The organism is Pseudomonas tolaasii NCPPB 2192 (genome assembly GCF_002813445.1).
In the GTDB taxonomy this organism is placed as follows: Bacteria; Pseudomonadota; Gammaproteobacteria; order Pseudomonadales; family Pseudomonadaceae; genus Aquipseudomonas; species Aquipseudomonas tolaasii.
The window spans coordinates 2,277,601-2,296,655 of record NZ_PHHD01000001.1; the positions used below are offsets into that span (position 1 = coordinate 2,277,601).

A 19,055-nucleotide genomic window follows, 5' to 3' on the forward strand; every position below is an offset into this window, starting at 1 on the left:
GGGAGAGCCAGGCCTTGTTGATACAGGCCCGCCCATAAAAAAGACGAGAGACTTATTAAGGGTCTCTCGTCTCAACCAAGCGTAGGCGCTGTAGGGGAGGCCGTCTAATCGGCCAGGTGCAATTCTATTTTTTGCCGGTCAGGCCGTTGAGCAAACCTCCCAGACCGCCGCTTGTGCCAGTGCTGGCACTGCCGTTTGCCGAGGCGCTGGCACCTGCGCCTACCGTCAAGCCACCGAGCAAGCCGCCACCGCCTGTGGTGCCGCCGGTCACCAGGCCACCCACCGAGCCTACGGTATTGCCCACCGTGGTGACGGTGGTGCCGACGGCGTTGGTGATCGGGTTGGCGTTAGCCGCAGTCAGGTTGGTACCCAGGCCGGCGACGGCGCCACCGACTTGAGTCACCAGGCCATTGACGGGGGCGCCGAGCCCGGTGGTGGTGCCTATGTTTTGGGTCAATGTGGCCACGCCGGTGGTCACAGGGTTAAGGGCTGCGCCGACGTTGGTGGCCAGGCCTGCTACCGGGGCAGTCGCCGCGGTGTTGGCCACGCCGGTGCCGCCGATCACGGTGCCCAGGGACGCAACCGTATTGCCCAGTGCGCCACCTGTAACACCGGCTGCGCTGACCGTGCCGTTGGTGTTGCCGGCGTTCAGGCCGTTGCCCACGTTAGCGACCAGACCCCCTACCAACTCAGGCAGGCCAGGCGCAGAAGCGCCACCGGCAGGTGCGACGTAGCCGCCGGATTTGTCGAGCACGCCGCCGACTCCGGTCAGCGCACCCCCGACCACGGTGGTCACTGGGTTGCCGCTGCCGCCGGCACTGGCGACTTGACCGCCAAGGCCTTTCACGGTGGAGCCGACTTGATCCAGCAGGCCATTGACCGGGTTGCCCAGGCCGGTAGCCTTGCCCAGGTTGCCGGTGGTGTTTTCAACCAGCGACACCACAGGTACCAGGACTTTGCCGCCAACCGTGTTGGTCAGCGAACCCAGCGGGCCGGTGGTGCTGGCGGTGCTGAGTGTATCGCCGAGCATGGTTACGGTTTGGCCGACTTTATCCACCAGGCCGCCCGCTGCGCCGCCAACACCGCCGGTCAAGCCGCCGACTACCGGGATGCCGCCCAGGGTAGTGCCCAGGGATTTCCCGGTGTTCGATACGCCGGTGCCCAGGTCCGAGACGCCATCGCCTACACCGGCCACCGTGATGCCCAGGGAGTTGCTGTTGGTTCCCAGCGAGCCCAGGCCGTTGGTGACGCCGCTGCCAATGCTGGTGACCGCGTTGCCGGTGGAGGTGACCAGGCCGCCAGCGGTCGTCCCGACCACTGGAACTCCGTTCAAGGCCGAGCCCAGATCACCGACAGCCGCACCTACGTTGCCGACGGTAGTGCCCAGAGTGCCGGCGATTTGGCCGGTGACCAGTGGTGTAGTGGTCGACCCGGTGCCACCGCCAGTGCCACCGCCGGTTCCGCCGCCTGTGCCACCGCCAGTGCCACCGCCGGTTCCGCCGCCTGTGCCACCGCCAGTACCACCGCCGGTTCCGCCACCAGTGCCACCGCCGGTTCCGCCACCTGTGCCGCCGCCAGTGCCACCACCGGTTCCGCCGCCAGTGCCGCCACCTGTGCCGCCGCCAGTACCACCATCGGTTCCGCCACCTGTGCCGCCACCGGTGCCACCGCCAGTACCGCCACCCGCGCCTGCATCAGGGGATGAAGCCGCCACGCTGCTGTGATGTCCGCCGCCACCGCTGCTGCAGCCACCGAGGCTCATCGCCATGATCAGGGCCAGTGCGGTACTTGCCTTCCAAAGCACTACTTGAGTTTGAGTTTTCATGATTGAGTTCCCTTGCACCTGTACAACGTCTGTTGTTTTCAAACGCTCGTTATTTCTAGGGATAGCGATACGTTTGTCCGTGTTGTCATCACAGACCCGGGTGCTCTTTCTCACAATGCTCAACTTGGTATTAACGATTTATATACTGGAGGGGTATCACTGCTTAGCGACTAATACCAAGGGAGGGAGGAGAAGGTGTATCAAGAAATATATGTTAGAAAAATCATGTGGTTAAACAAGATAGCGGGCTAATTAACGCCCGCTATAACTTAAGTTGTATATATACAATTTATCAGTGTATTCAGGCAATCGGCTGCCACTTGCCGACCATGTTTTCAATGTCGCCCGTGCCTTTTAACTGCAACTCGCCGCTGGAGCCGGCAGCGCTGGTTAACAGGATCACTTCACCGGGCAGGCGAACCGGCTTCTTGAACTCCACCACGATCTCGATATTGGCGGCCGGCAGGTGTTCGCCCAGGGCGGCGAGGGTATGCGCCTTGTTCCACAGACCGTGGGCGATGGCCTGGGGGAAGCCGAACAGCTTGGCGGTCAGCGCGCTCAAGTGGATCGGGTTGTAATCGCCCGACACCCGCGCGTAACGGCGGCCGATGTCGGCGGGGGCTTTCCAGCGGGTCAGTTCGCTGACCTGGGTGGGGCCGGGCATTGCCTCATCCACCGGCTCGCCTTCGAGTTTCACGCCCCGGCAGAGCATCCGGCTTTCGGCTTCCCAGAGCAGGCCGAGAGAATCCTCGACGGTGGTCACCAAATCAAAGGTTGCACCCTTGGCGTGGGGCTTGAGGTTGTGTGTGTGCACCGCCACGCTCAGGTCGCTGACTGCACCCATTGGCCGGTGGATGCGGATACGGTTGCTCAGGTGAATCAACCCCAACAGCGGAAACGGGAAACGCTTTGCGGTCAGCAACTGCATCTGCAACCCGAACGCCAGGATATGCGGATAAGTCGCCGGCAGCATCGGGCTCTCGGCAAAACCACACACCTTCCGATAGGCCGCCACCTCCTTGGGGTTAACTCGGACCCGGCAGCGCAACCCCTGTTCGGGCAAGGTGCTACCGGTGATCTTGCGCTTGAGCGCCGCGCGCCAGTACAACGGCGGCAAAAACGGCGCGTTGCCTAAGGTTGTCCATTCCATGTTTACGCTCCCAGCAGGCTTTGCCCGCACACGCGCAGCGCCTGGCCGCTGACCGCGCCGGTGCCGGGTTGGCCGAGCCACGCCACGGCTTCGGCGACGTCTTGCGGCAGGCCACCCTGGCCCAGCGAACTCATGCGCCGCCCGGCTTCACGCAGGGCAAAGGGAATATGCGCGGTCATTTGGGTTTCGATAAACCCCGGCGCCACGGCATTGATGCTGATGCCACGCGCCTTGAGCAGCGGCGCCCAGGCTTGCGCGAGGCCGATCAACCCGGCCTTGCTCGCGGCGTAATTGGTTTGCCCACGGTTGCCGGCGATACCACTGATGGACGCCAGCAACACCACGCGGGCGTTGTCGTGCAGGGTGCCGCTGTCGAGCAGGGCCTTGGTCAGCACTTGCGGCGCATTGAGGTTCACCGCCAGCACCGCGTCCCAGTATTCCGGGGTCATGTTGGCCAGGGTTTTGTCGCGGGTGATACCGGCGTTGTGCACCAGAATGTCGAGGCCGCCCGGCAGGTTTTCGATCAACTGCGTGGCCGCGTCTTCGGCGCAGATATCCAGCACCACGGTACGCGCACCCAGGCGCGCGGCGAGGGCTTCAAGGTCGGCCTTGGCCTGGGGCACGTCGAGCAGGATCACCTCGGCGCCGTCGCGGGCGAGGGTTTCGGCGATGGACGCGCCAATGCCGCGGGCGGCCCCGGTGACCAGCGCCTTGCGCCCGGCGAGCGGGCGCGTCCAATCCTCGACCGGCGTGTCGCAGGCTTCAAGACGAATGACCTGGCCGGAGATATAGGCGCTTTTGGGCGACAGGAAAAACCGCAGCGCGCCCTCCAACTGGTCTTCAGCGCCGTCGCCGACGTAGAGCAGTTGCAGCACGCCGCCATTGCGCAATTCTTTGGCGAGGGAGCGGCTGAAACCTTCAAGTGCACGTTGCGCACTGGCGGCAAACGGGTCCGTAAGGCTTTCCGGTGCGCGGCCCAGAATCACCAGGTGCGCGCTGTTATCCAGGTTTTTCAGCAGCGGCTGAAAGAACTCGCGCAGTTGCTTGAGCTGGTCGGTGTGCTGCAACTCACTGGCATCGAACACCACCGCCTTGAGCTTGGGGCCGTGGCCGGGAATCCATGTCGAGTTTTCGGTGCCGTAACTGTAAGTCGCGTCGGTGAGTTTGTGGGCAAAGGCCTGCACGTTGGCGGTGAGCGCGCCGCCGCCGAGCAGCAGCGCCCCTTCGACCGGGCGCAGGCGCCCGGCTTGCCAGCGTTCCAGGCGTACCGGTGACGGCAGGCCAATGGCGGCGACCAGGCGATGGCCGAGGCTTGAGTTGGCGAAGTCGATATAACGGTCAGACATGGAACGCTCTCCGAAGGCTGGGGTTCAAAAGGTTGACCACCCCGGGGCGGTAGTCGTTCGATCAGCCTAGGCTAGGCTGAGAGATCCAGCCCACATCTGACAGGGAGCTTTCCATGACTCAATTGCGCCGTGTAGCGATCATTGGCGGTAACCGCATTCCTTTCGCCCGCTCCAATGGCCCTTACGCCACGGCGAGCAACCAGGCCATGCTCACCGCAGCCCTGGAAGGCTTGATCGAACGCTACAACCTGCACGGCCTGCGCCTGGGCGAAGTGGCCGCCGGCGCAGTGCTCAAGCACTCGCGCGACTTCAACCTCACCCGCGAATGCGTGCTCGGCTCGCGCCTGTCGCCGCAAACCCCGGCCTACGATATCCAGCAAGCCTGTGGCACCGGCCTTGAGGCCGCGCTGCTGGTGGCCAACAAGATAGCCATGGGCCAGATTGAATGCGGGGTTGCCGGCGGCGTGGACACCACGTCCGACGCGCCAATCGGTGTGAACGAGGGCCTGCGCAAAATCTTGCTGCAGGCCAACCGCAGCAAATCCATGGCGGATAAATTAAAAGTCCTGTTACAACTTCGTCCTCATCACCTCAAGCCCGAGCTGCCGCGCAACGGCGAGCCACGCACCGGGTTATCCATGGGTCAGCATTGCGAGCTGATGGCGCAAACCTGGCAGATTCCCCGTGCCGAGCAGGATCAACTCGCCCTGGAAAGCCATCAGAAAATGGCCGCGTCCTACGCCGAAGGCTGGCACAACGATTTGCTCACGCCGTTCCTTGGCCTGACCCGCGACAACAACCTGCGCCCCGACCTGACCCTGGAAAAACTTGCCAGCCTCAAACCGGTATTCGAGCGCAGCGAAAAGGGCACCCTGACCGCCGGCAACTCCACGCCGCTTACCGACGGTGCGTCATTGGTGCTGCTGGGCAGTGAAGCCTGGGCCAAGGAGCGCGGCTTGCCGATCCTGGCATATTTGCGCGATGGCGAGGCGGCGGCTGTAGATTTCGTCAACGGTGCCGAAGAACTGTTGATGGCGCCGGTGTATGCCGTGCCGCGCTTGCTGGCCAGAAATGGCCTGACGCTGCAGGATTTTGACTACTACGAGATCCACGAAGCCTTCGCTGCCCAAGTGTTGTGCACGCTCAAGGCCTGGGAAGACGCCGACTATTGCAAGACGCGTCTGGGGCTGGACGCACCGTTGGGTTCCATCGACCGCAGCCGGTTGAATGTCAAAGGCAGCTCGCTGGCGGCGGGCCACCCGTTTGCCGCCACCGGCGGGCGCATCGTGGCCAATCTGGCGAAATTGCTGGATGCGGCGGGCAAGGGCCGGGGGCTGATTTCGATCTGCGCCGCTGGCGGGCAAGGCGTTACAGCGATTGTCGAGCGGTGAAACTGGCATATTGGATGCATTCTTAAGTGATCAGCGGTCGGCAGCCCCTCCCACCGGCGAGCCGATTGCCGTATAACGAGTGCCACACGCGTGTTTGGTAATACAGGACCCACAATAAAAGCTGATGAAGACTCCTAAACGCATTGAACCCCTGATCGAAGATGGTCTGGTCGACGAAGTGCTGCGCCCACTGATGAGTGGTAAAGAAGCAGCTGTTTATGTGGTGCGCTGCGGCAATGAATTGCGTTGCGCCAAGGTTTACAAGGAGGCAAATAAACGAAGTTTTCGTCAGGCGTCCGAGTACCAGGAAGGCCGTAAGGTCCGTAACAGCCGCCAGGCCCGCGCCATGGCCAAGGGCTCCAAGTTCGGCAAGAAAGAAACCGAAGATGCCTGGCAGAACGCCGAAGTGGCGGCGTTGTTCCGCCTGGCCGGTGCAGGTGTACGCGTGCCGCAGCCGTACGATTTCCTTGAGGGCGTGCTGCTGATGGAGTTGGTGGCCGACGAGTACGGCGATGCGGCGCCGCGTTTGAACGACGTGGTGCTGGAGCCGGATCAGGCGCGCGAATACCACGCCTTCCTGATTTCCCAGATCGTGCTGATGCTGTGTACCGGCCTGGTGCACGGTGACTTGTCCGAGTTCAACGTACTGTTGACCCCGACCGGCCCGGTGATTATCGACCTGCCCCAGGCGGTGGATGCGGCGGGTAACAACCACGCGTTCAACATGCTGGAGCGCGACGTGGGCAACATGGCTTCCTACTTCGGGCGCTTTGCCCCGGAGTTGAAGAAAACCAAGTACGCCAAGGAAATGTGGGCGCTTTACGAAGCCGGCACCTTGCACCCGGCCAGTGTATTGACCGGCGAGTTCGACGAGCCGGAAGAACTAGCGGACGTGGGCGGCGTGATGCGCGAAATCGAAGCGGCGCGGCTGGATGAAGAGCGTCGTCAGGCAATTCGTGCGGCGGATGAAGCGCCACAGAGCAAAGTACCGGACGAGCCACCACCGCCGCCCTGGATGCAGTAACCCTGTGGGAGCTGGCCAGCTCCCACAGTGGTTCAGGCGCAACAGCTACCGGCAGCCAACTCCTTGAGAATCGGGCAGTCCGGCCGGTGATCACCTTGGCAATGCTCCACCAGGTCCTGCAACGTATCGCGCAACTGCCCCAGCTCCAGAATCTTCTGGTTCAGTTCCTCGATATGCTGGCGCGCCAGGGCTTTCACGTCGGCGCTGGCCCGTTGCCGGTCCTGCCACAGAGTCAGCAGCTTGCCGACTTCCTCCAATGAAAACCCCAGGTCCCGCGAGCGCTTGATAAACGCCAGCGTGTGCAAATCGTCACTGCCATACACGCGATAGCCGCTGTCGGTGCGGTGCGCAGCTTTGAGCAAACCGATGGATTCGTAATAGCGAATCATCTTGGCGCTCAGCCCGCTCTGGCGGGCGGCCTGACCGATGTTCATGGGCGTTGATCCTCCAAATCCTCGGGTTTCCAGGTTTTCAGCAACAAGGCGTTGCTCACCACACTGACGCTGGACAGCGCCATCGCCGCGCCCGCCAGTACCGGGTTGAGCAAGCCGAAAGCTGCCAGTGGAATGCCGATCAAGTTATACACAAAGGCCCAGAACAGATTCTGGCGAATTTTCGCGTAAGTCTTGCGGCTGATCTCCAGCGCCGCCGGCACCAGCCGCGGGTCGCCGCGCATCAGGGTGATACCGGCCGCGTGCATCGCCACGTCGGTGCCGCCGCCCATGGCGATGCCGATGTCTGCTGCGGCCAGCGCCGGCGCGTCGTTGATGCCGTCGCCGACCATGGCCACCACGCCGGTTTTCTTAAGCTCGGCGACGGTAGCGGCTTTGTCGGCGGGCAGCACTTCGGCATGCACGTCGTCGATACCCAGCGCTTGAGCCACCACGCGGGCGCTGCCGCGATTGTCACCGGTCAGCAAGTGGCTGCTGATGTGCTGTGCCTTGAGCTGCTCCACGGCCTGCAATGCGCCGGGCTTGAGGGTGTCGCCAAAGGCGAACAATCCCAGCACGCGCGGCTGCGAGCCGCTCTCGATCAGCCAGGACAGCGTGCGGCCTTCGGCTTCCCAAGCCGTGGCCAAGTCTGCGAGGTCGCCCGCATTCAGGCCGCTTTCTTCCAGCATGCGCCGGTTGCCCAGGGCCAGTTGCCGACCGTCCAGCGTGCCCGCGATGCCGCGCCCGGTCAGGGATTGGCTGGCGCTCACCTGCGCGACGGTCAACCCGCGTTCGCTACATGTATCAAGCACGGCCCTGGCCAACGGGTGCTCGCTGCCACGTTGCAACGCGCCGGCTTGTTGCAGCAGCAGGGCTTCATTGCCGTCCACTGCCGCCAAGTGCGCAATTTTTGGCGCGCCGGAGGTGAGGGTGCCGGTCTTGTCGAACACCACGGCACTCACTTCATGGGCGCGCTCGAGGGCTTCAGCGTCCTTGATCAGAATGCCGTAGCGCGCGGCGACGCCGGTACCGGCCATGATCGCGGTGGGTGTGGCCAGCCCCAGTGCGCACGGGCAGGCAATCACCAGCACGGCGACGGCGTTGATGATCGCGGTTTCCAGCGGTGCGCCATACACCCACCAACCCACCAGTGTGATCAATGCCAGCACCAGCACCGCCGGCACGAAGACCTGGCTGACCTTATCCACCAGTTTCTGGATCGGCGCCTTGGCGGCCTGGGCGTCTTCGACCAGGCGGATGATCCGCGCCAGCACGCTTTCAGCACCGAGGGCCTGGGTGCGCAGCAGCAAACGGCCTTCGCCATTGATGGCACCGCCGGTGACCTTGTCGCCGGGCTGTTTGGGCACCGGCAGGCTTTCGCCGCTGATCAGGGCTTCGTCGGCGTGGCTTTGGCCGTCCACCACTTCACCGTCGACCGGGAAGCGCTCGCCGGGTTTGACCAGCACCAGATCATCAAGCTTCAAGGCGGCGATGGCGACGTCTTCTTCACGGCCCTCAACCACCCGAATCGCCCGCTCCGGGCGCAGTGCTTCAAGGGCGCGAATGGCGCTGGCGGTCTGGCGTTTGGCGCGGCTTTCCAGGTATTTGCCGAGCAACACCAGCGCAATTACCACCGCCGACGCTTCGAAATACAGATGCGGCATGCTGCCCACCGGCGCGGTCAGCCATTCATAGATACTCAAGCCGTAGCCAGCGCTGGTGCCGATGGCGACCAGCAAATCCATATTGCCCGCACCGGCCCGTACGGCTTTCCAGGCGGCTATGTAGAAACGCGCGCCGAAGATGAATTGCACGGGCGTGGCCAGGGCGAACTGCACCCAGGCAGGCAGCATCCAGTGCAGGCCGAAAGGCTCCACCAGCATCGGCAGCACCAGCGGCAACGCCAAGGCGATTGCCAGCAGCAACGCCCAGCGCTCGCGGTGCAGGCGCTCGGTCTGGTTGGCGGCAGTGGTGGTTTCGCTTTGCGGCAGGGTGGCGGTGTAACCGGCTTTGTCGACGGCGGCGATCAGCACGCCGGGGTCCATCTGGCCCTGTACTTCGACATGGGCGCGCTCGTTGGCCAGGTTGACGCTGACGCTTTGCACCCCCGGCACCTTGCCCAGCGCACGCTCGACGCGGCCGGCACAGCTGGCGCAGGTCATGCCGCTGATGGGCAGGTCAAAGGTGGTGGATCCGTTCATGGGGCAGTCCTCCAGGAGAAGTTGCCCCTAGGATCAACCTTGACCTGTGGGTAAGGTCAAGCGCCTTTACGGGTACCCCAGCGCGGCCGGTTTCAGATAGATGCCGTCCTGCCCGAGAGCGATTCGATATTTGTTCACACTGCTTGCCCTCAACTTGATGTTCTGGGCCGGTGGCGCGAGCATTCCCGGTTGGCAGCCAGGGGATTGACCCGGCAGAAGTTTGAGGCGTACCGACACATTGCCCGGTGGCAGGTTGAAGGAGACGGACTGTTCCTGGAACACCCGGTCGGCCAACTGGTCATTCAGGTACACGCCAATCTCGCAGGTGGTGGGCACCTCCAGGCGCTCACGGGAGATGATCAGCACCGCGTAGTCTTCGGCGGCACTGGCCTGGGGCGCAACGGCAGACAAGCTCATCAGGCCGACAAGGCCAAAAAACGACCAGCGCATGGCGAATGCTCCGTGGTTCAAAAATCGAGGTGGATGAAGCTTGGCCGAGGCGGCGGCCGAATACCAGCCCGGCCGATGTTTTCAGAACTTGACCTTGCCATGATGGCAAGGTCGACACTGGCCTCAACCTCATCAACAGGAGTCATGACATGCAAGTATTCAGCGTTGAAGGAATGACCTGCGGCCATTGCGTCCGCGCGGTGACCCAAGCAGTGCAGAGCCAGGACCCGGCGGCCAGCGTGAAGGTCGACCTGGCGGCCAAGGAAGTCGGTGTGCAAAGCCGCCTGTCGGCCGAGCAGGTCATCAGCCTGATCACCGAAGAAGGCTACAGCGCCCGTCTCGCGTGACATTTCCGATAGTTAGCGAGCTATCGTAATGTTCATGGCACCCAAGCGCGGCTAGACTGTCGGGCTGCCGTCTCACTTGGGTGTCTGATGAACCTCCGCATAATCCTGATTCTGGGCGCCTTGAGCGCCTTCGCGCCGTTGGCGATCGACTTTTACCTGCCAGGCTTTCCGGCCATGGCCACGGCGTTTGCCACCGACGAAAAACATATCCAGCTAACCCTGGCCGTGTACTTTGCAGGCCTGGCCATCGGCCAATTGATCTATGGCCCGCTGGCGGACCGCTTCGGTCGGCGCGGGCCGCTGCTCAGCGGGGTGACCCTGTTTACCCTGGCTTCCTTCGCTTGCGCCTACGCGCCGTCCCTTGAATGGCTGATCGGCGCGCGCTTTGTGCAGGCCCTGGGCGGTTGCGCAGGCATGGTGATTTCCCGCGCGGTGGTCAGCGACAAATGTGATGCCGTGGGCTCGGCCAAGGTGTATTCGCAATTGATGCTGGTGACCGGCCTGGCGCCGATCCTCGCGCCGTTGGCGGGTGGGGTGATGGTGGGCGTGTGGGGGTGGCAGTCGATCTTCCTCGCGCTGTCGGCATTCAGCGTGATGGCGGCCATCGCGGTGGCGCTGTGGTTGCCGGAAACCTTCCCGGTCGACAAGCCGCGCCAACCGTTGTCCGGTTCAGTGCGCCGGTACGGCAGTTTGTTGTCGGATCGTGTCTACCTCGGCTACGCCCTGACGGGCGGCATCTCGATAGCCGGGATGTTTGCCTACATCGCCGGTTCACCGTTCGTCTTTATCAAACTCTATGGTGTGGCGCCGGAGCATTACGGCTGGCTGTTCGGCTCCAACGCGGCGGGCTTCATTCTGGTGGCGCAGCTCAATGCGCGGTTGCTGTCCAAGCGCGGCCCGGCATTCCTGCTGTCGCGCACTGTGTGGGTTTATGTGCTGGCGGCGCTGACGCTGTTGGGCATTACCGCCTTGCATACGGATGCGCTGTGGCCGCTGCTGGTGCCGCTGTTTATTTGCATCGCCAGCCTGGGCTGCATTTTGCCCAACACCTCGGCCTGCGCCATGGCCGGGCAGGGCGCCCGCGCGGGCAGTGCGTCGGCGCTGCTCGGCTGCATTCAGTTCGGCGTGGCGGCAGGGGCGGCCTCGTTGGTCGGCGTGCTGCACGACGGCACGGCAATGCCGATGGCCATGGTCATCAGCTTGTGCGGTGTTTTGGCGGTGACGGTGGCGGTGTCGACCCAACGCCTGCAACGAGCAAGGGCCGCGCAGGCGCAGGTCTGAAAGGCGGATCAGCCGGCGGCGGAGCGTTGCTGGCTGAGCGGAAAACGGTGCGGTGCCTGGATGCGGGCTTGCAGGGTATCGGCGAAGGCGCGGGCCTCGGCTTCACTGCGAAACGTGAAGGCGTCGCCGTCGAGGCTGACCTGCCATTTGTGGCCTGGAGATTTTGCTAACGCTTTTATCAGGATCTTCATTGCTGACTTCCTCATGTAAAAGAATCGTGGCAAAGGCGGCCAATATAAACCCGAATACGCTTATAAATATGACAAAGATCAATTGTCGGACTAATGGCACTCGGGGGTGTAAAGCAGTATCTGTGGCGAGCGGGCTTGCCCCGCGTTGGGCTGCGCAGCAGCCCCAATAAAAACGCCGCATTCTTTCTGAAAGAACGCGGCGTCTGGTTTTAGGGCCGCTGCGCAGCCCAACGCGGGGCAAGCCCGCTCGCCACAGGGGACGTGGCGGTTCCTGGTCTGTCAGAACCCTTCGAGCACGATCTTGCCCTTGGCCTTGCCGCTTTCCAGCAGGGTGTGGGCGCGGCGCAGGTTCTCGGCGTTTATCACGCCAAAGTGTTCGCCCACGGTGGTTTTCAAGGTGCCCGCGTCGATCAGTTCGGCCACGCGGTTGAGCAGGTTGTGCTGCTCGATCATGTCCGGCGTCTCGAACATCGAGCGGGTGTACATGAACTCCCAGTGCAGCGACAGGCTCTTGCGCTTGAGTTTGCTCACGTCCAGTGCCTTGGGGTCGTCGATCAACGCCAGCTTGCCTTGAGGCTGCAGGGCTTCGACCAATTGGTCCAGATGATGGTCGGTCTGGGTCAGGCTGGCGACGTGGGTCACCTGGCCGTGGCCGGCGGCTTTCAGTGCTTCGCTCAACGGCTGGCTGTGGTCGATCACCAGGTCGGCGCCCAGCGCCTTGGCCCATGCCTGTGTTTCCGGGCGTGAAGCGGTGCCGATGACTTTCAGCGCGGTGAGCCGGCTCGCCAGTTGGGTCAGGATCGAACCCACACCACCCGCAGCGCCGACGATCAGCAGGCTCTGGCCTTCCTCTTCCTGGCCTTCACGCACTTGCAGGCGCTCGAACAGCAGTTCCCACGCGGTGATCGCCGTCAGCGGCAACGCGGCAGCTTCGGCGAAGCTCAGGCTTTTGGGCATATGGCCGACGATGCGTTCGTCCACGGTGTGCAACTCGCTGTTGCCGCCCGGGCGCACGAGAGAGCCGGCGTAGAACACATTGTCACCGGCCTTGAACAGGGTCACGTCGCTGCCAACCGCCTTGACCACACCGGCCACGTCCCAGCCCAGCACTTTGGCGGCGCCGTTTTCCGGGGCGACGTTCTGGCGCACCTTGGTGTCCACCGGGTTGACCGAGATGGCTTTGACTTCCACCAGCAAGTCGCGCGGGCCGGCGACCGGTGCCGGCAGCTCGATGTCCTGCAGGGATTTTGGATCGTTGATCGGCAGTGAGGCGTAGTAGGCAATGGCTTTCATGGTAACTCCGGAAAAAGGACGTTGATCAGGCGAGAAACTTCAGGCGCTTGAGTTCGAAGTGTTCGAGTACGTCAGCGGCCTTGGCGCGGAAACTCTGGATGTGCGCGCTTGCGTCGTGGTCGGCCAGGGCCGCGTTGTCGCTCCAGCGTTCGAGCATGTAGAAGGTTTCGGGGTGTTGCAGGTCCTGGTGCAGGTCGTATTGCTCGCAACCGGCTTCGAGGCGGGTGGGTTCCAGCAGGCCGCGCAGCAGGGTTTCCAGGGTGGCCTGTTGGCCAGGTTTGGCGATCAGCGTGGCGATGACGTTAAAGGCAGTGGACATATTCAACTCCTGACACGTGATGAACGGGATGGGCAGATGATTGGCTATTTCCCGCGAAGATAAAACCGGCTAAAACAGAGGTCTGTTTCAATAAAATTTTGATAATGGGTGTTCAACGTGCTGCGTTTTGACGATTTACAGCTGTTTGTACGCGCGGCCGACCTGGGCAGTTTGTCGGCAGCCGCGCGGGTGATGGACCTGTCGCCGGCTGTGGCCAGTGCGGCGCTCAAGCGCATCGAACAACAGCTGGGCACGCGTTTGCTGGCGCGTTCCACCCGCAGCCTGCGTTTGACCGCCGAAGGCGATGGCTTTCTGGAATACGCCCGCGCCGCGTTGAGTTCGCTGGATGAAGGGCGGCGCCTGTTGGCCAGTGGTCAGGACCATGTCAGCGGTGTGTTGCAGCTCTCGGCGCCGTCGGATTTCGGGCGTAACCAACTGCTGCCCTGGCTGGATGAGTTCCAGCATGAACACCCGCAGTTGAGCGTGCGCCTGCTGCTGGGCGACCGGATCGCCGACTTGTTCCGCCAGCCCGTGGACATCGCCCTGCGCTACGGCGAGCCGGAGGATTCCAGCCTGATCGCCCTGCCCATTGCCCCGGACAATCTGCGCGTGTTGTGCGCCGCTCCCGATTATCTCGCCCGACACGGCGAGCCGCGCCATCTGGAGCAACTGGCCCAGCACAACTGCCTGCTGTACATGCTCGGCAGCCGGGTGCATGACCATTGGAGCTTTCACGACGGCAAACGCGAGGTCAGCCTCACGGTCACGGGCGACCGTTTCAGTGACGACGCCGACGTGGTGCGGCGCTGGGCGGTGGCCGGTGTGGGCATCGCCTACAAGTCCTGGCTGGATGTGAGTGCCGACGTGCTGGCGGGCCGCCTGCAGGTGATCCTGCCGGAACTGCGCGGTGAGCGCACACCGCTCAATTTGCTCTGCGCGCACCGTGCGCAGCTGAGTAAACCCGTCAACCTGCTGCGGGAAATGCTCGTGTCCCGTTGTGCGACGTTGACCGCGCTTTGGCCGGAGCGAATGCCCACGCCGCAATAACTTCCATAAAAGCCGGAAATTTCACTCAGGTCCTGTCCCTGTTCTCGCTGTCAGACGCCGCGGAACCGGCCGTTTGCGCCCCTATACTTTGGTGCACACCGCATCAGACAAATGATCAACAGGGAGTGAATACATGGAAGCAGCACCTTGCATCAGCCAGATCGCCAACTTGCTCGCCGAACCCAAACGCACCGCCATGCTCTGGGCCTTGATGGACGGGTCGGCGAAGTCCTGCGAAGAGCTGGCCACGCTGACGGGGCTGTCGTCGGCCTCGGCCAATGCGCATTTGGCGCGGCTGACCGGCGGCGGTTTGTTGCGCACCGAAGCGCGGCGCGGCAAGCGGTTGTTCCGTGTGGCGGCGACTGACGTCAGTGCCGCCATCGATGCGCTGGCTGTCACCACCGTGGCCAGTGCGGTGCGTTGCTCGCCGGATGTTTCACCGCCCGCGCTGGCAGCGCCGCAGCCGTTACGTTGCGCCCGGTTGTGCCACGGTCACCTGGGCGGTGAGCTGGCGGCCGGGTTGTACCAGCGCATGGTCGGCTGCGGTTGGCTCGAGCGTGGCGAGCAGCGTACCGATATCACGCTCAGCGGTGCGCGGCACCTGGCGCGCCTGGGGATTTTTACCCAGGCGCTGGCGTCGCCGCTGGTATGCGATTGTTTCGACTGGAGCCAGCAACAGCCGCACCTGGGCGGTGCGTTGGGCGCGGGGTTGCTGCAACTGTTTTTGCAATCGGGCTGGATCAGCGTGATCAATGAGTCGCGTGCGCTGCAGGTGACCGAGGCGGGGCTGGCGGAAATCAACCGGCTGGCCGCGCCGGCGCAGGCTTAGCCAGGACAGCGTCGTTCACGGTTTCAGTCAGGTCGCATCCAGCAATAACCGCGCAAAACGATGCCGCACACTCGCTCTGGGGAAAATTCACACAGGGGGTGCGGCATGGGTATGCAAGGCTATAGCGCAGCGGAACGGCTGGAACGGTTGCCCATCAGCGGTTACCACCGGATCATTTTCATCATCATTGCCCTGGCGTTTTTCTTCGACTCCATGGACCTGGCGATGATGACTTTCCTGTTGGGTTCGATCAAAGCCGAGTTCGGGTTGAGCACGGCCCAGGCCGGGTTGCTCGCCAGTTCGAGTTTTTTCGGCATGGTGGTGGGGGCTTCGTTGTCGGGGATGTTGGCCGATCGCTTTGGCCGCAAGCCGGTATTTCAGTGGAGCATCGTGTTGTGGGGCCTCGCCAGCTACCTGTGTTCCACGGCGCAGACCGTGGAGACGCTGACGCTGTTTCGCATCCTGCTGGGCATTGGCATGGGCATGGAGTTTCCCATTGCACAGTCGATGCTCTCGGAACTGATCCCGGCCAAGGGGCGCGGGCGCTACATCGCTTTGATGGATGGCTTCTGGCCGCTGGGGTTTGTGGCGGCGGGAGTGCTGTCGTACTTCCTGCTGCCGGTGATCGGCTGGCGCGACATCTTCCTGGTGTTGGCGGTGCCGGCGGTGTTTGTGCTGGCGATTCGGTTTTTTATCCCCGAGTCACCGCGCTGGCTGGAACAGGCCGGGCGGCATGAAGCGGCAGACAAGATATTGCAGGGGATTGAACAGAAAGTCCGCGCCTCGCTGGGGCGTGCCGATTTGCCGGAGCCGATTGCGCTGCCACGGCTTGAAAGCGCGCCGGGGACGTTTTTCTCGGCGTTCCGGCAGTTGTGGTCGGCGCAGTACCGCCAGCGCACGATGATGATCTGGAGCGTATGGTTCTTTGCGCTGCTCGGCTTCTACGGGCTGACCTCGTGGCTGAGCGCGCTGTTGCAGCAGTCGGGTTTTGCCGTGACCCAGTCGGTGTATTACACGGTGATCATTTCTCTGGGCGGGATTCCCGGTTTCCTGATGGCGGCATGGCTGGTGGAGCGCTGGGGCCGCAAGCCGGTGTGCGTGGTGACCTTGCTCGGAGGCGGGGTGATGGCGTTTCTGTACGGGCAAAGCGCGGTGTTTGGCGGCAACGTGGGGCTGCTGATTACTTCGGGCTTGCTGATGCAGTTTTTTCTGTTTGGCATGTGGGCGGTGCTGTACACCTACACGCCGGAGCTGTATCCCACTTCGGCGCGGGCGACAGGGTCCGGGTTTGCCTCGGCGATTGGCCGGGTCGGTTCGCTGCTCGGGCCATTGGTGACCGGGTTGGTGTTCCCGGTGACGGGGCAGGGCGGGGTATTTGCCCTGGGGGCGCTGTGTTTTGCCGTGGCGGCGCTGGTGGTGTGGGTGTTCGGGATGGAGACAAAGGGCAAAACCCTGGAAGAGCTCACACAGGCTTGAATTCAATGAGGTCAGTGTGGGAGCCGGGCTTGCCCGCGATGGCGGTGTGTCAGCCACCTTAAGTGTTGACTGTCAGATCGCTATCGCAGGCAAGCCAGCTCCCACATTTAGACCGTATTCATTCAGCCAGTTATGGCTTTACCAGCCGCGCATCCAGGCTGTTCTGCGCCAGACGTTTGGCCTGGTCCTGAGTCATGCCCAGCGACGTGTGCAACGCGTGGAAGTTCTCGGTCACATAACCGCCGAAGTAGGCCGGGTCATCCGAGTTCACCGTCACCTTCACGCCACGCTCCAGCATGTCGAGGATGTTGTGCTGGGCCATGTCGTCGAACACGCACAGCTTGGTGTTGGACAGCGGGCATACGGTCAGCGGGATTTGTTCGTCGATGATGCGTTGCATCAAGCGTTCGTCTTCAATGGCGCGCACGCCATGGTCGATGCGCTGGATTTTCAGCAGGTCGATGGCTTCCCAGATGTACTCCGGCGGGCCTTCTTCGCCGGCGTGAGCCACGGTGAGGAAACCCTCGTGGCGGGCACGGTCGAACACACGCTGGAACTTGCTCGGCGGGTGACCCATTTCCGAGCTGTCCAGGCCTACGGCCACAAACGCGTCGCGGAACGGCAGCGCCTGGTCGAGGGTTTTCTGCGCTTCGTCTTCGCTCAAATGGCGCAGGAAGCTCAGGATCAAACCGCTGGTGATACCCAGTTGCTGTTCGCCGTCTTTCAGTGCGGCGGCGATGCCGTTGAGCACCACTTCGAATGGAATGCCGCGGTCGGTGTGGGTTTGCGGGTCGAAGAAGGGTTCGGTGTGAATTACGTTCTGTTCTTTGCAGCGCAGCAGGTAGGCCCAGGTCAGGTCGTAGAAATCCTGGGAGGTGCGCAGCACGTCGGCGCCCTTGTAGTACAGGTCGAGAAACTCTTGCAGGTTGTTGAAGGCGTAGGCCTTGCGCAGGGTGTCGACGTCGTTCCACGGCAGTGCGATTTTGTTGCGTTCGGCCAGGGCGAACAGCAGCTCAGGCTCCAGCGAGCCTTCCAGGTGCAGGTGCAATTCGGCCTTGGGCAGGGCGTTGAGCCAATCGTACATTTCTAAATTCTCATCAGGTGCAATGGCGGCATTCTACAGGCCATGGCTGAAATAATCGGCAAAACCTGACCAGCAGGAGAGGATTGGTTTTATTCGCGCAAGGGCTGCGTGAACTAAGGTGTAACGAAACGTTAGCGACGCGGTGCAGTCTGTACCCCATCAATGACTGATTTGCTGCACCAAAAGGCCCGGAATGCTCACATCCCTCAAGCAAGAAAAATTCATGCTGTTGGCGCTGATTGCCGCCATCGCCGCCTACTCATTGGAGCATTGGATGCTCAACAGCGGGCAGTTGGTGGCGCTGCTCGGCGGCGTGGTGCTGATCGCTTTTATTGTGGTGGCCTCGATGCGCGTGGCGCACCACGCCGAGCAGCTTGCCGAAAAAGTCGGCGACCCCTACGGCACCATGATCCTGACCCTCGCCGCGGTGCTGGTGGAGGTGGTGATCCTGGCGATCATGATGAGCAACGAGCCCTCGCCGACGCTGGTGCGCGACACGATTTACTCGGCGGTTATGCTCGATATCAACGGCATCCTCGGCCTGGCCGCGCTGATGGGCGGCATCAAGCATGGCGAACAGTCCTACAACGATGACTCCGCACGCAGCTACAGCGTGATGATCCTGACTGCCATGGGCGTGTCCATGGTGGTGCCGGAATTTATCCCCGAGGCCGACTGGAAAATTTACTCAGCCTTCACTATCGGCGCGATGGTGTTGCTCTACACCTTGTTCCTGCGCATGCAGGTGGGGCCGCACAGTTATTTCTTCAGCTACAGCTACCCGGAAAAACGCCGCAAGAAACAGCCGGAAGAAGAGGAGGCGCCGCCGATCAACCTGGCGTTCTCCATCGCCACCCTGGTGTTTGGGGTGATTGTGATTGGCGCATTGGCCGAGGTGATGTCCAAAACCCTGGACCTGGGCCTGGAGGGCACAGGTGCGCCGCCGGTGATCACGGCGATCGTGGTGGCAGCCATTTCGGCAGCGCCGGAGATTTTGACCGCGTTGCGCGCCGCCTTGGCCAACCGCATGCAGTCGGTGGTCAACATCGCGTTGGGTGCTTCGTTGTCGACGGTGATTCTGACGGTGCCGGTGATGGAAGCCATGGCCCTCTACACCGGCCAGCCGTTCCAGATGGCGATGACGCCGGTGCAAACCGTGATGGTGTTTATCACGCTGATTGTGAGCGCGATCAACCTCAATGATGGCGAAACCAATGCCATTGAGGGGATGACGCATTTTGTGTTGTTTGCGACGTTTATTATGTTGTCGCTGTTGGGCCTGTAACCCGGTTTCTCCAATCAACACAGAGCCCAATGTGGGAGCTGGCTTGCCTGCGATGGCATCACCTCGGTTTTTCAGTTGCACCGAA

18 protein-coding genes are annotated in these 19,055 nt (G+C 62.5%); 8 read left to right on the plus strand and 10 right to left on the minus strand.

Going from position 1 to position 19,055, the window contains the following annotated elements:
• Positions 1 to 124: 124 nt before the first annotated feature.
• The 3 genes from ATI14_RS10455 to ATI14_RS10465 all read right to left on the minus strand — a co-directional run bounded on the left by ATI14_RS10455 (position 125) and on the right by ATI14_RS10465 (position 4,321).
• Positions 125 to 1,825, minus strand: coding sequence for a collagen-like triple helix repeat-containing protein (locus ATI14_RS10455; RefSeq protein WP_231124376.1), 1,701 nt, complete (start codon positions 1,823 to 1,825; stop codon positions 125 to 127).
• A 301-nt stretch (positions 1,826 to 2,126) separates the two neighbouring features.
• Positions 2,127 to 2,975, minus strand: coding sequence for a MaoC family dehydratase (locus ATI14_RS10460; protein ID WP_016972478.1), 849 nt, complete (start codon positions 2,973 to 2,975; stop codon positions 2,127 to 2,129).
• A 2-nt stretch (positions 2,976 to 2,977) separates the two neighbouring features.
• Positions 2,978 to 4,321 (minus strand): 3-oxoacyl-ACP reductase, encoded by a 1,344-nt coding sequence (locus ATI14_RS10465; RefSeq protein ID WP_016972477.1) that lies wholly within the window; start codon positions 4,319 to 4,321, stop codon positions 2,978 to 2,980.
• 113 nt (positions 4,322 to 4,434) lie between these two features.
• Between ATI14_RS10465 and ATI14_RS10470 the strand changes: the two genes are divergently transcribed.
• On the plus strand, positions 4,435 to 5,712 hold the full coding sequence (locus ATI14_RS10470) for an acetyl-CoA C-acetyltransferase (RefSeq protein ID WP_080520621.1): 1,278 nt from the start codon (positions 4,435 to 4,437) through the stop codon (positions 5,710 to 5,712).
• A 124-nt stretch (positions 5,713 to 5,836) separates the two neighbouring features.
• Positions 5,837 to 6,736: a PA4780 family RIO1-like protein kinase gene (locus tag ATI14_RS10475; RefSeq protein ID WP_016972475.1), complete on the plus strand. Its 900-nt coding sequence runs from the start codon at positions 5,837 to 5,839 to the stop codon at positions 6,734 to 6,736.
• A 32-nt stretch (positions 6,737 to 6,768) separates the two neighbouring features.
• Here the strand turns inward: ATI14_RS10475 and cueR are convergent, their stop codons facing one another.
• The 3 genes from cueR to ATI14_RS10490 all read right to left on the minus strand — a co-directional run bounded on the left by cueR (position 6,769) and on the right by ATI14_RS10490 (position 9,818).
• Positions 6,769 to 7,170: a Cu(I)-responsive transcriptional regulator gene (gene cueR / locus ATI14_RS10480; protein ID WP_016972474.1), complete on the minus strand. Its 402-nt coding sequence runs from the start codon at positions 7,168 to 7,170 to the stop codon at positions 6,769 to 6,771.
• Complete coding sequence (locus tag ATI14_RS10485; protein ID WP_080520620.1) at positions 7,167 to 9,368, minus strand: heavy metal translocating P-type ATPase; 2,202 nt, start codon at positions 9,366 to 9,368, stop codon at positions 7,167 to 7,169. Before ATI14_RS10485 ends, cueR begins: the two co-directional genes overlap by 4 nt.
• A 66-nt stretch (positions 9,369 to 9,434) precedes the next feature.
• Entirely contained in the window at positions 9,435 to 9,818 is a 384-nt protein-coding gene (locus ATI14_RS10490) for a hypothetical protein (RefSeq protein WP_016972473.1), read from the minus strand.
• A gap of 149 nt (positions 9,819 to 9,967) precedes the next feature.
• Here ATI14_RS10490 and ATI14_RS10495 point away from each other — a divergent pair, with 149 nt between their 5' ends.
• Both ATI14_RS10495 and ATI14_RS10500 read left to right on the plus strand, forming a co-directional pair.
• A complete protein-coding gene (locus tag ATI14_RS10495; RefSeq protein WP_017256272.1) occupies positions 9,968 to 10,165 on the plus strand; it encodes a heavy-metal-associated domain-containing protein in 198 nt (65 codons plus the stop codon).
• 87 nt (positions 10,166 to 10,252) lie between these two features.
• Entirely contained in the window at positions 10,253 to 11,446 is a 1,194-nt protein-coding gene (locus ATI14_RS10500; protein ID WP_016972471.1) for a Bcr/CflA family multidrug efflux MFS transporter, read from the plus strand.
• An 8-nt stretch (positions 11,447 to 11,454) separates the two neighbouring features.
• Here the strand turns inward: ATI14_RS10500 and ATI14_RS10505 are convergent, their stop codons facing one another.
• The 3 genes from ATI14_RS10505 to ATI14_RS10515 form a co-directional block, all read right to left on the minus strand.
• Entirely contained in the window at positions 11,455 to 11,637 is a 183-nt protein-coding gene (locus ATI14_RS10505) for a hypothetical protein (RefSeq protein WP_016972470.1), read from the minus strand.
• A gap of 279 nt (positions 11,638 to 11,916) precedes the next feature.
• Positions 11,917 to 12,930 (minus strand): zinc-binding alcohol dehydrogenase family protein, encoded by a 1,014-nt coding sequence (locus tag ATI14_RS10510; protein ID WP_016969353.1) that lies wholly within the window; start codon positions 12,928 to 12,930, stop codon positions 11,917 to 11,919.
• 25 nt (positions 12,931 to 12,955) lie between these two features.
• Positions 12,956 to 13,249, minus strand: a complete 294-nt coding sequence (locus tag ATI14_RS10515; RefSeq protein WP_016969354.1) for a putative quinol monooxygenase — start codon at positions 13,247 to 13,249, stop codon at positions 12,956 to 12,958.
• A 117-nt stretch (positions 13,250 to 13,366) separates the two neighbouring features.
• On the opposite strand from ATI14_RS10515, the gene ATI14_RS10520 reads away from it, so the two are divergent.
• The 3 genes from ATI14_RS10520 (at position 13,367) to ATI14_RS10530 (ending at position 16,601) form a co-directional block, all read left to right on the plus strand.
• A complete protein-coding gene (locus ATI14_RS10520; protein ID WP_026083191.1) occupies positions 13,367 to 14,296 on the plus strand; it encodes a LysR family transcriptional regulator in 930 nt (309 codons plus the stop codon).
• 133 nt (positions 14,297 to 14,429) lie between these two features.
• On the plus strand, positions 14,430 to 15,125 hold the full coding sequence (locus ATI14_RS10525; RefSeq protein WP_080520016.1) for an ArsR/SmtB family transcription factor: 696 nt from the start codon (positions 14,430 to 14,432) through the stop codon (positions 15,123 to 15,125).
• Positions 15,126 to 15,230: 105 nt separating this feature from the next.
• Positions 15,231 to 16,601 (plus strand): MFS transporter, encoded by a 1,371-nt coding sequence (locus ATI14_RS10530; RefSeq protein WP_016969357.1) that lies wholly within the window; start codon positions 15,231 to 15,233, stop codon positions 16,599 to 16,601.
• Positions 16,602 to 16,731: 130 nt separating this feature from the next.
• On the opposite strand, the gene ATI14_RS10535 is transcribed toward ATI14_RS10530, so the two are convergent.
• Positions 16,732 to 17,685, minus strand: coding sequence for an adenosine deaminase (locus tag ATI14_RS10535; protein WP_016969358.1), 954 nt, complete (start codon positions 17,683 to 17,685; stop codon positions 16,732 to 16,734).
• A 193-nt stretch (positions 17,686 to 17,878) separates the two neighbouring features.
• Between ATI14_RS10535 and ATI14_RS10540 the strand changes: the two genes are divergently transcribed.
• Positions 17,879 to 18,970, plus strand: a complete 1,092-nt coding sequence (locus ATI14_RS10540) for a calcium:cation antiporter (RefSeq protein ID WP_016969359.1) — start codon at positions 17,879 to 17,881, stop codon at positions 18,968 to 18,970.
• Positions 18,971 to 19,055 lie beyond the last annotated feature (85 nt).

What these genes read in the sequence shown, in the direction of transcription:
- ATI14_RS10485 (WP_080520620.1), bottom strand. Translation starts at nt 9,368, where the DNA reads ATGAACGGATCCACCACCTTTGACCTGCCCATCAGCGGCATGACCTGC.
- ATI14_RS10495 (WP_017256272.1), top strand. Translation starts at nt 9,968, where the DNA reads ATGCAAGTATTCAGCGTTGAAGGAATGACCTGCGGCCATTGCGTCCGC.
- cueR (WP_016972474.1), bottom strand. Translation starts at nt 7,170, where the DNA reads ATGAACATCGGTCAGGCCGCCCGCCAGAGCGGGCTGAGCGCCAAGATG.
- ATI14_RS10475 (WP_016972475.1), top strand. Translation starts at nt 5,837, where the DNA reads ATGAAGACTCCTAAACGCATTGAACCCCTGATCGAAGATGGTCTGGTC.
- ATI14_RS10455 (WP_231124376.1), bottom strand. Translation starts at nt 1,825, where the DNA reads ATGAAAACTCAAACTCAAGTAGTGCTTTGGAAGGCAAGTACCGCACTG.
- ATI14_RS10490 (WP_016972473.1), bottom strand. Translation starts at nt 9,818, where the DNA reads ATGCGCTGGTCGTTTTTTGGCCTTGTCGGCCTGATGAGCTTGTCTGCC.
- ATI14_RS10540 (WP_016969359.1), top strand. Translation starts at nt 17,879, where the DNA reads ATGCTCACATCCCTCAAGCAAGAAAAATTCATGCTGTTGGCGCTGATT.
- ATI14_RS10525 (WP_080520016.1), top strand. Translation starts at nt 14,430, where the DNA reads ATGGAAGCAGCACCTTGCATCAGCCAGATCGCCAACTTGCTCGCCGAA.
- ATI14_RS10510 (WP_016969353.1), bottom strand. Translation starts at nt 12,930, where the DNA reads ATGAAAGCCATTGCCTACTACGCCTCACTGCCGATCAACGATCCAAAA.
- ATI14_RS10470 (WP_080520621.1), top strand. Translation starts at nt 4,435, where the DNA reads ATGACTCAATTGCGCCGTGTAGCGATCATTGGCGGTAACCGCATTCCT.
- ATI14_RS10465 (WP_016972477.1), bottom strand. Translation starts at nt 4,321, where the DNA reads ATGTCTGACCGTTATATCGACTTCGCCAACTCAAGCCTCGGCCATCGC.
- ATI14_RS10515 (WP_016969354.1), bottom strand. Translation starts at nt 13,249, where the DNA reads ATGTCCACTGCCTTTAACGTCATCGCCACGCTGATCGCCAAACCTGGC.
- ATI14_RS10505 (WP_016972470.1), bottom strand. Translation starts at nt 11,637, where the DNA reads ATGAAGATCCTGATAAAAGCGTTAGCAAAATCTCCAGGCCACAAATGG.
- ATI14_RS10460 (WP_016972478.1), bottom strand. Translation starts at nt 2,975, where the DNA reads ATGGAATGGACAACCTTAGGCAACGCGCCGTTTTTGCCGCCGTTGTAC.
- ATI14_RS10500 (WP_016972471.1), top strand. Translation starts at nt 10,253, where the DNA reads ATGAACCTCCGCATAATCCTGATTCTGGGCGCCTTGAGCGCCTTCGCG.
- ATI14_RS10535 (WP_016969358.1), bottom strand. Translation starts at nt 17,685, where the DNA reads ATGTACGATTGGCTCAACGCCCTGCCCAAGGCCGAATTGCACCTGCAC.
- ATI14_RS10530 (WP_016969357.1), top strand. Translation starts at nt 15,231, where the DNA reads ATGGGTATGCAAGGCTATAGCGCAGCGGAACGGCTGGAACGGTTGCCC.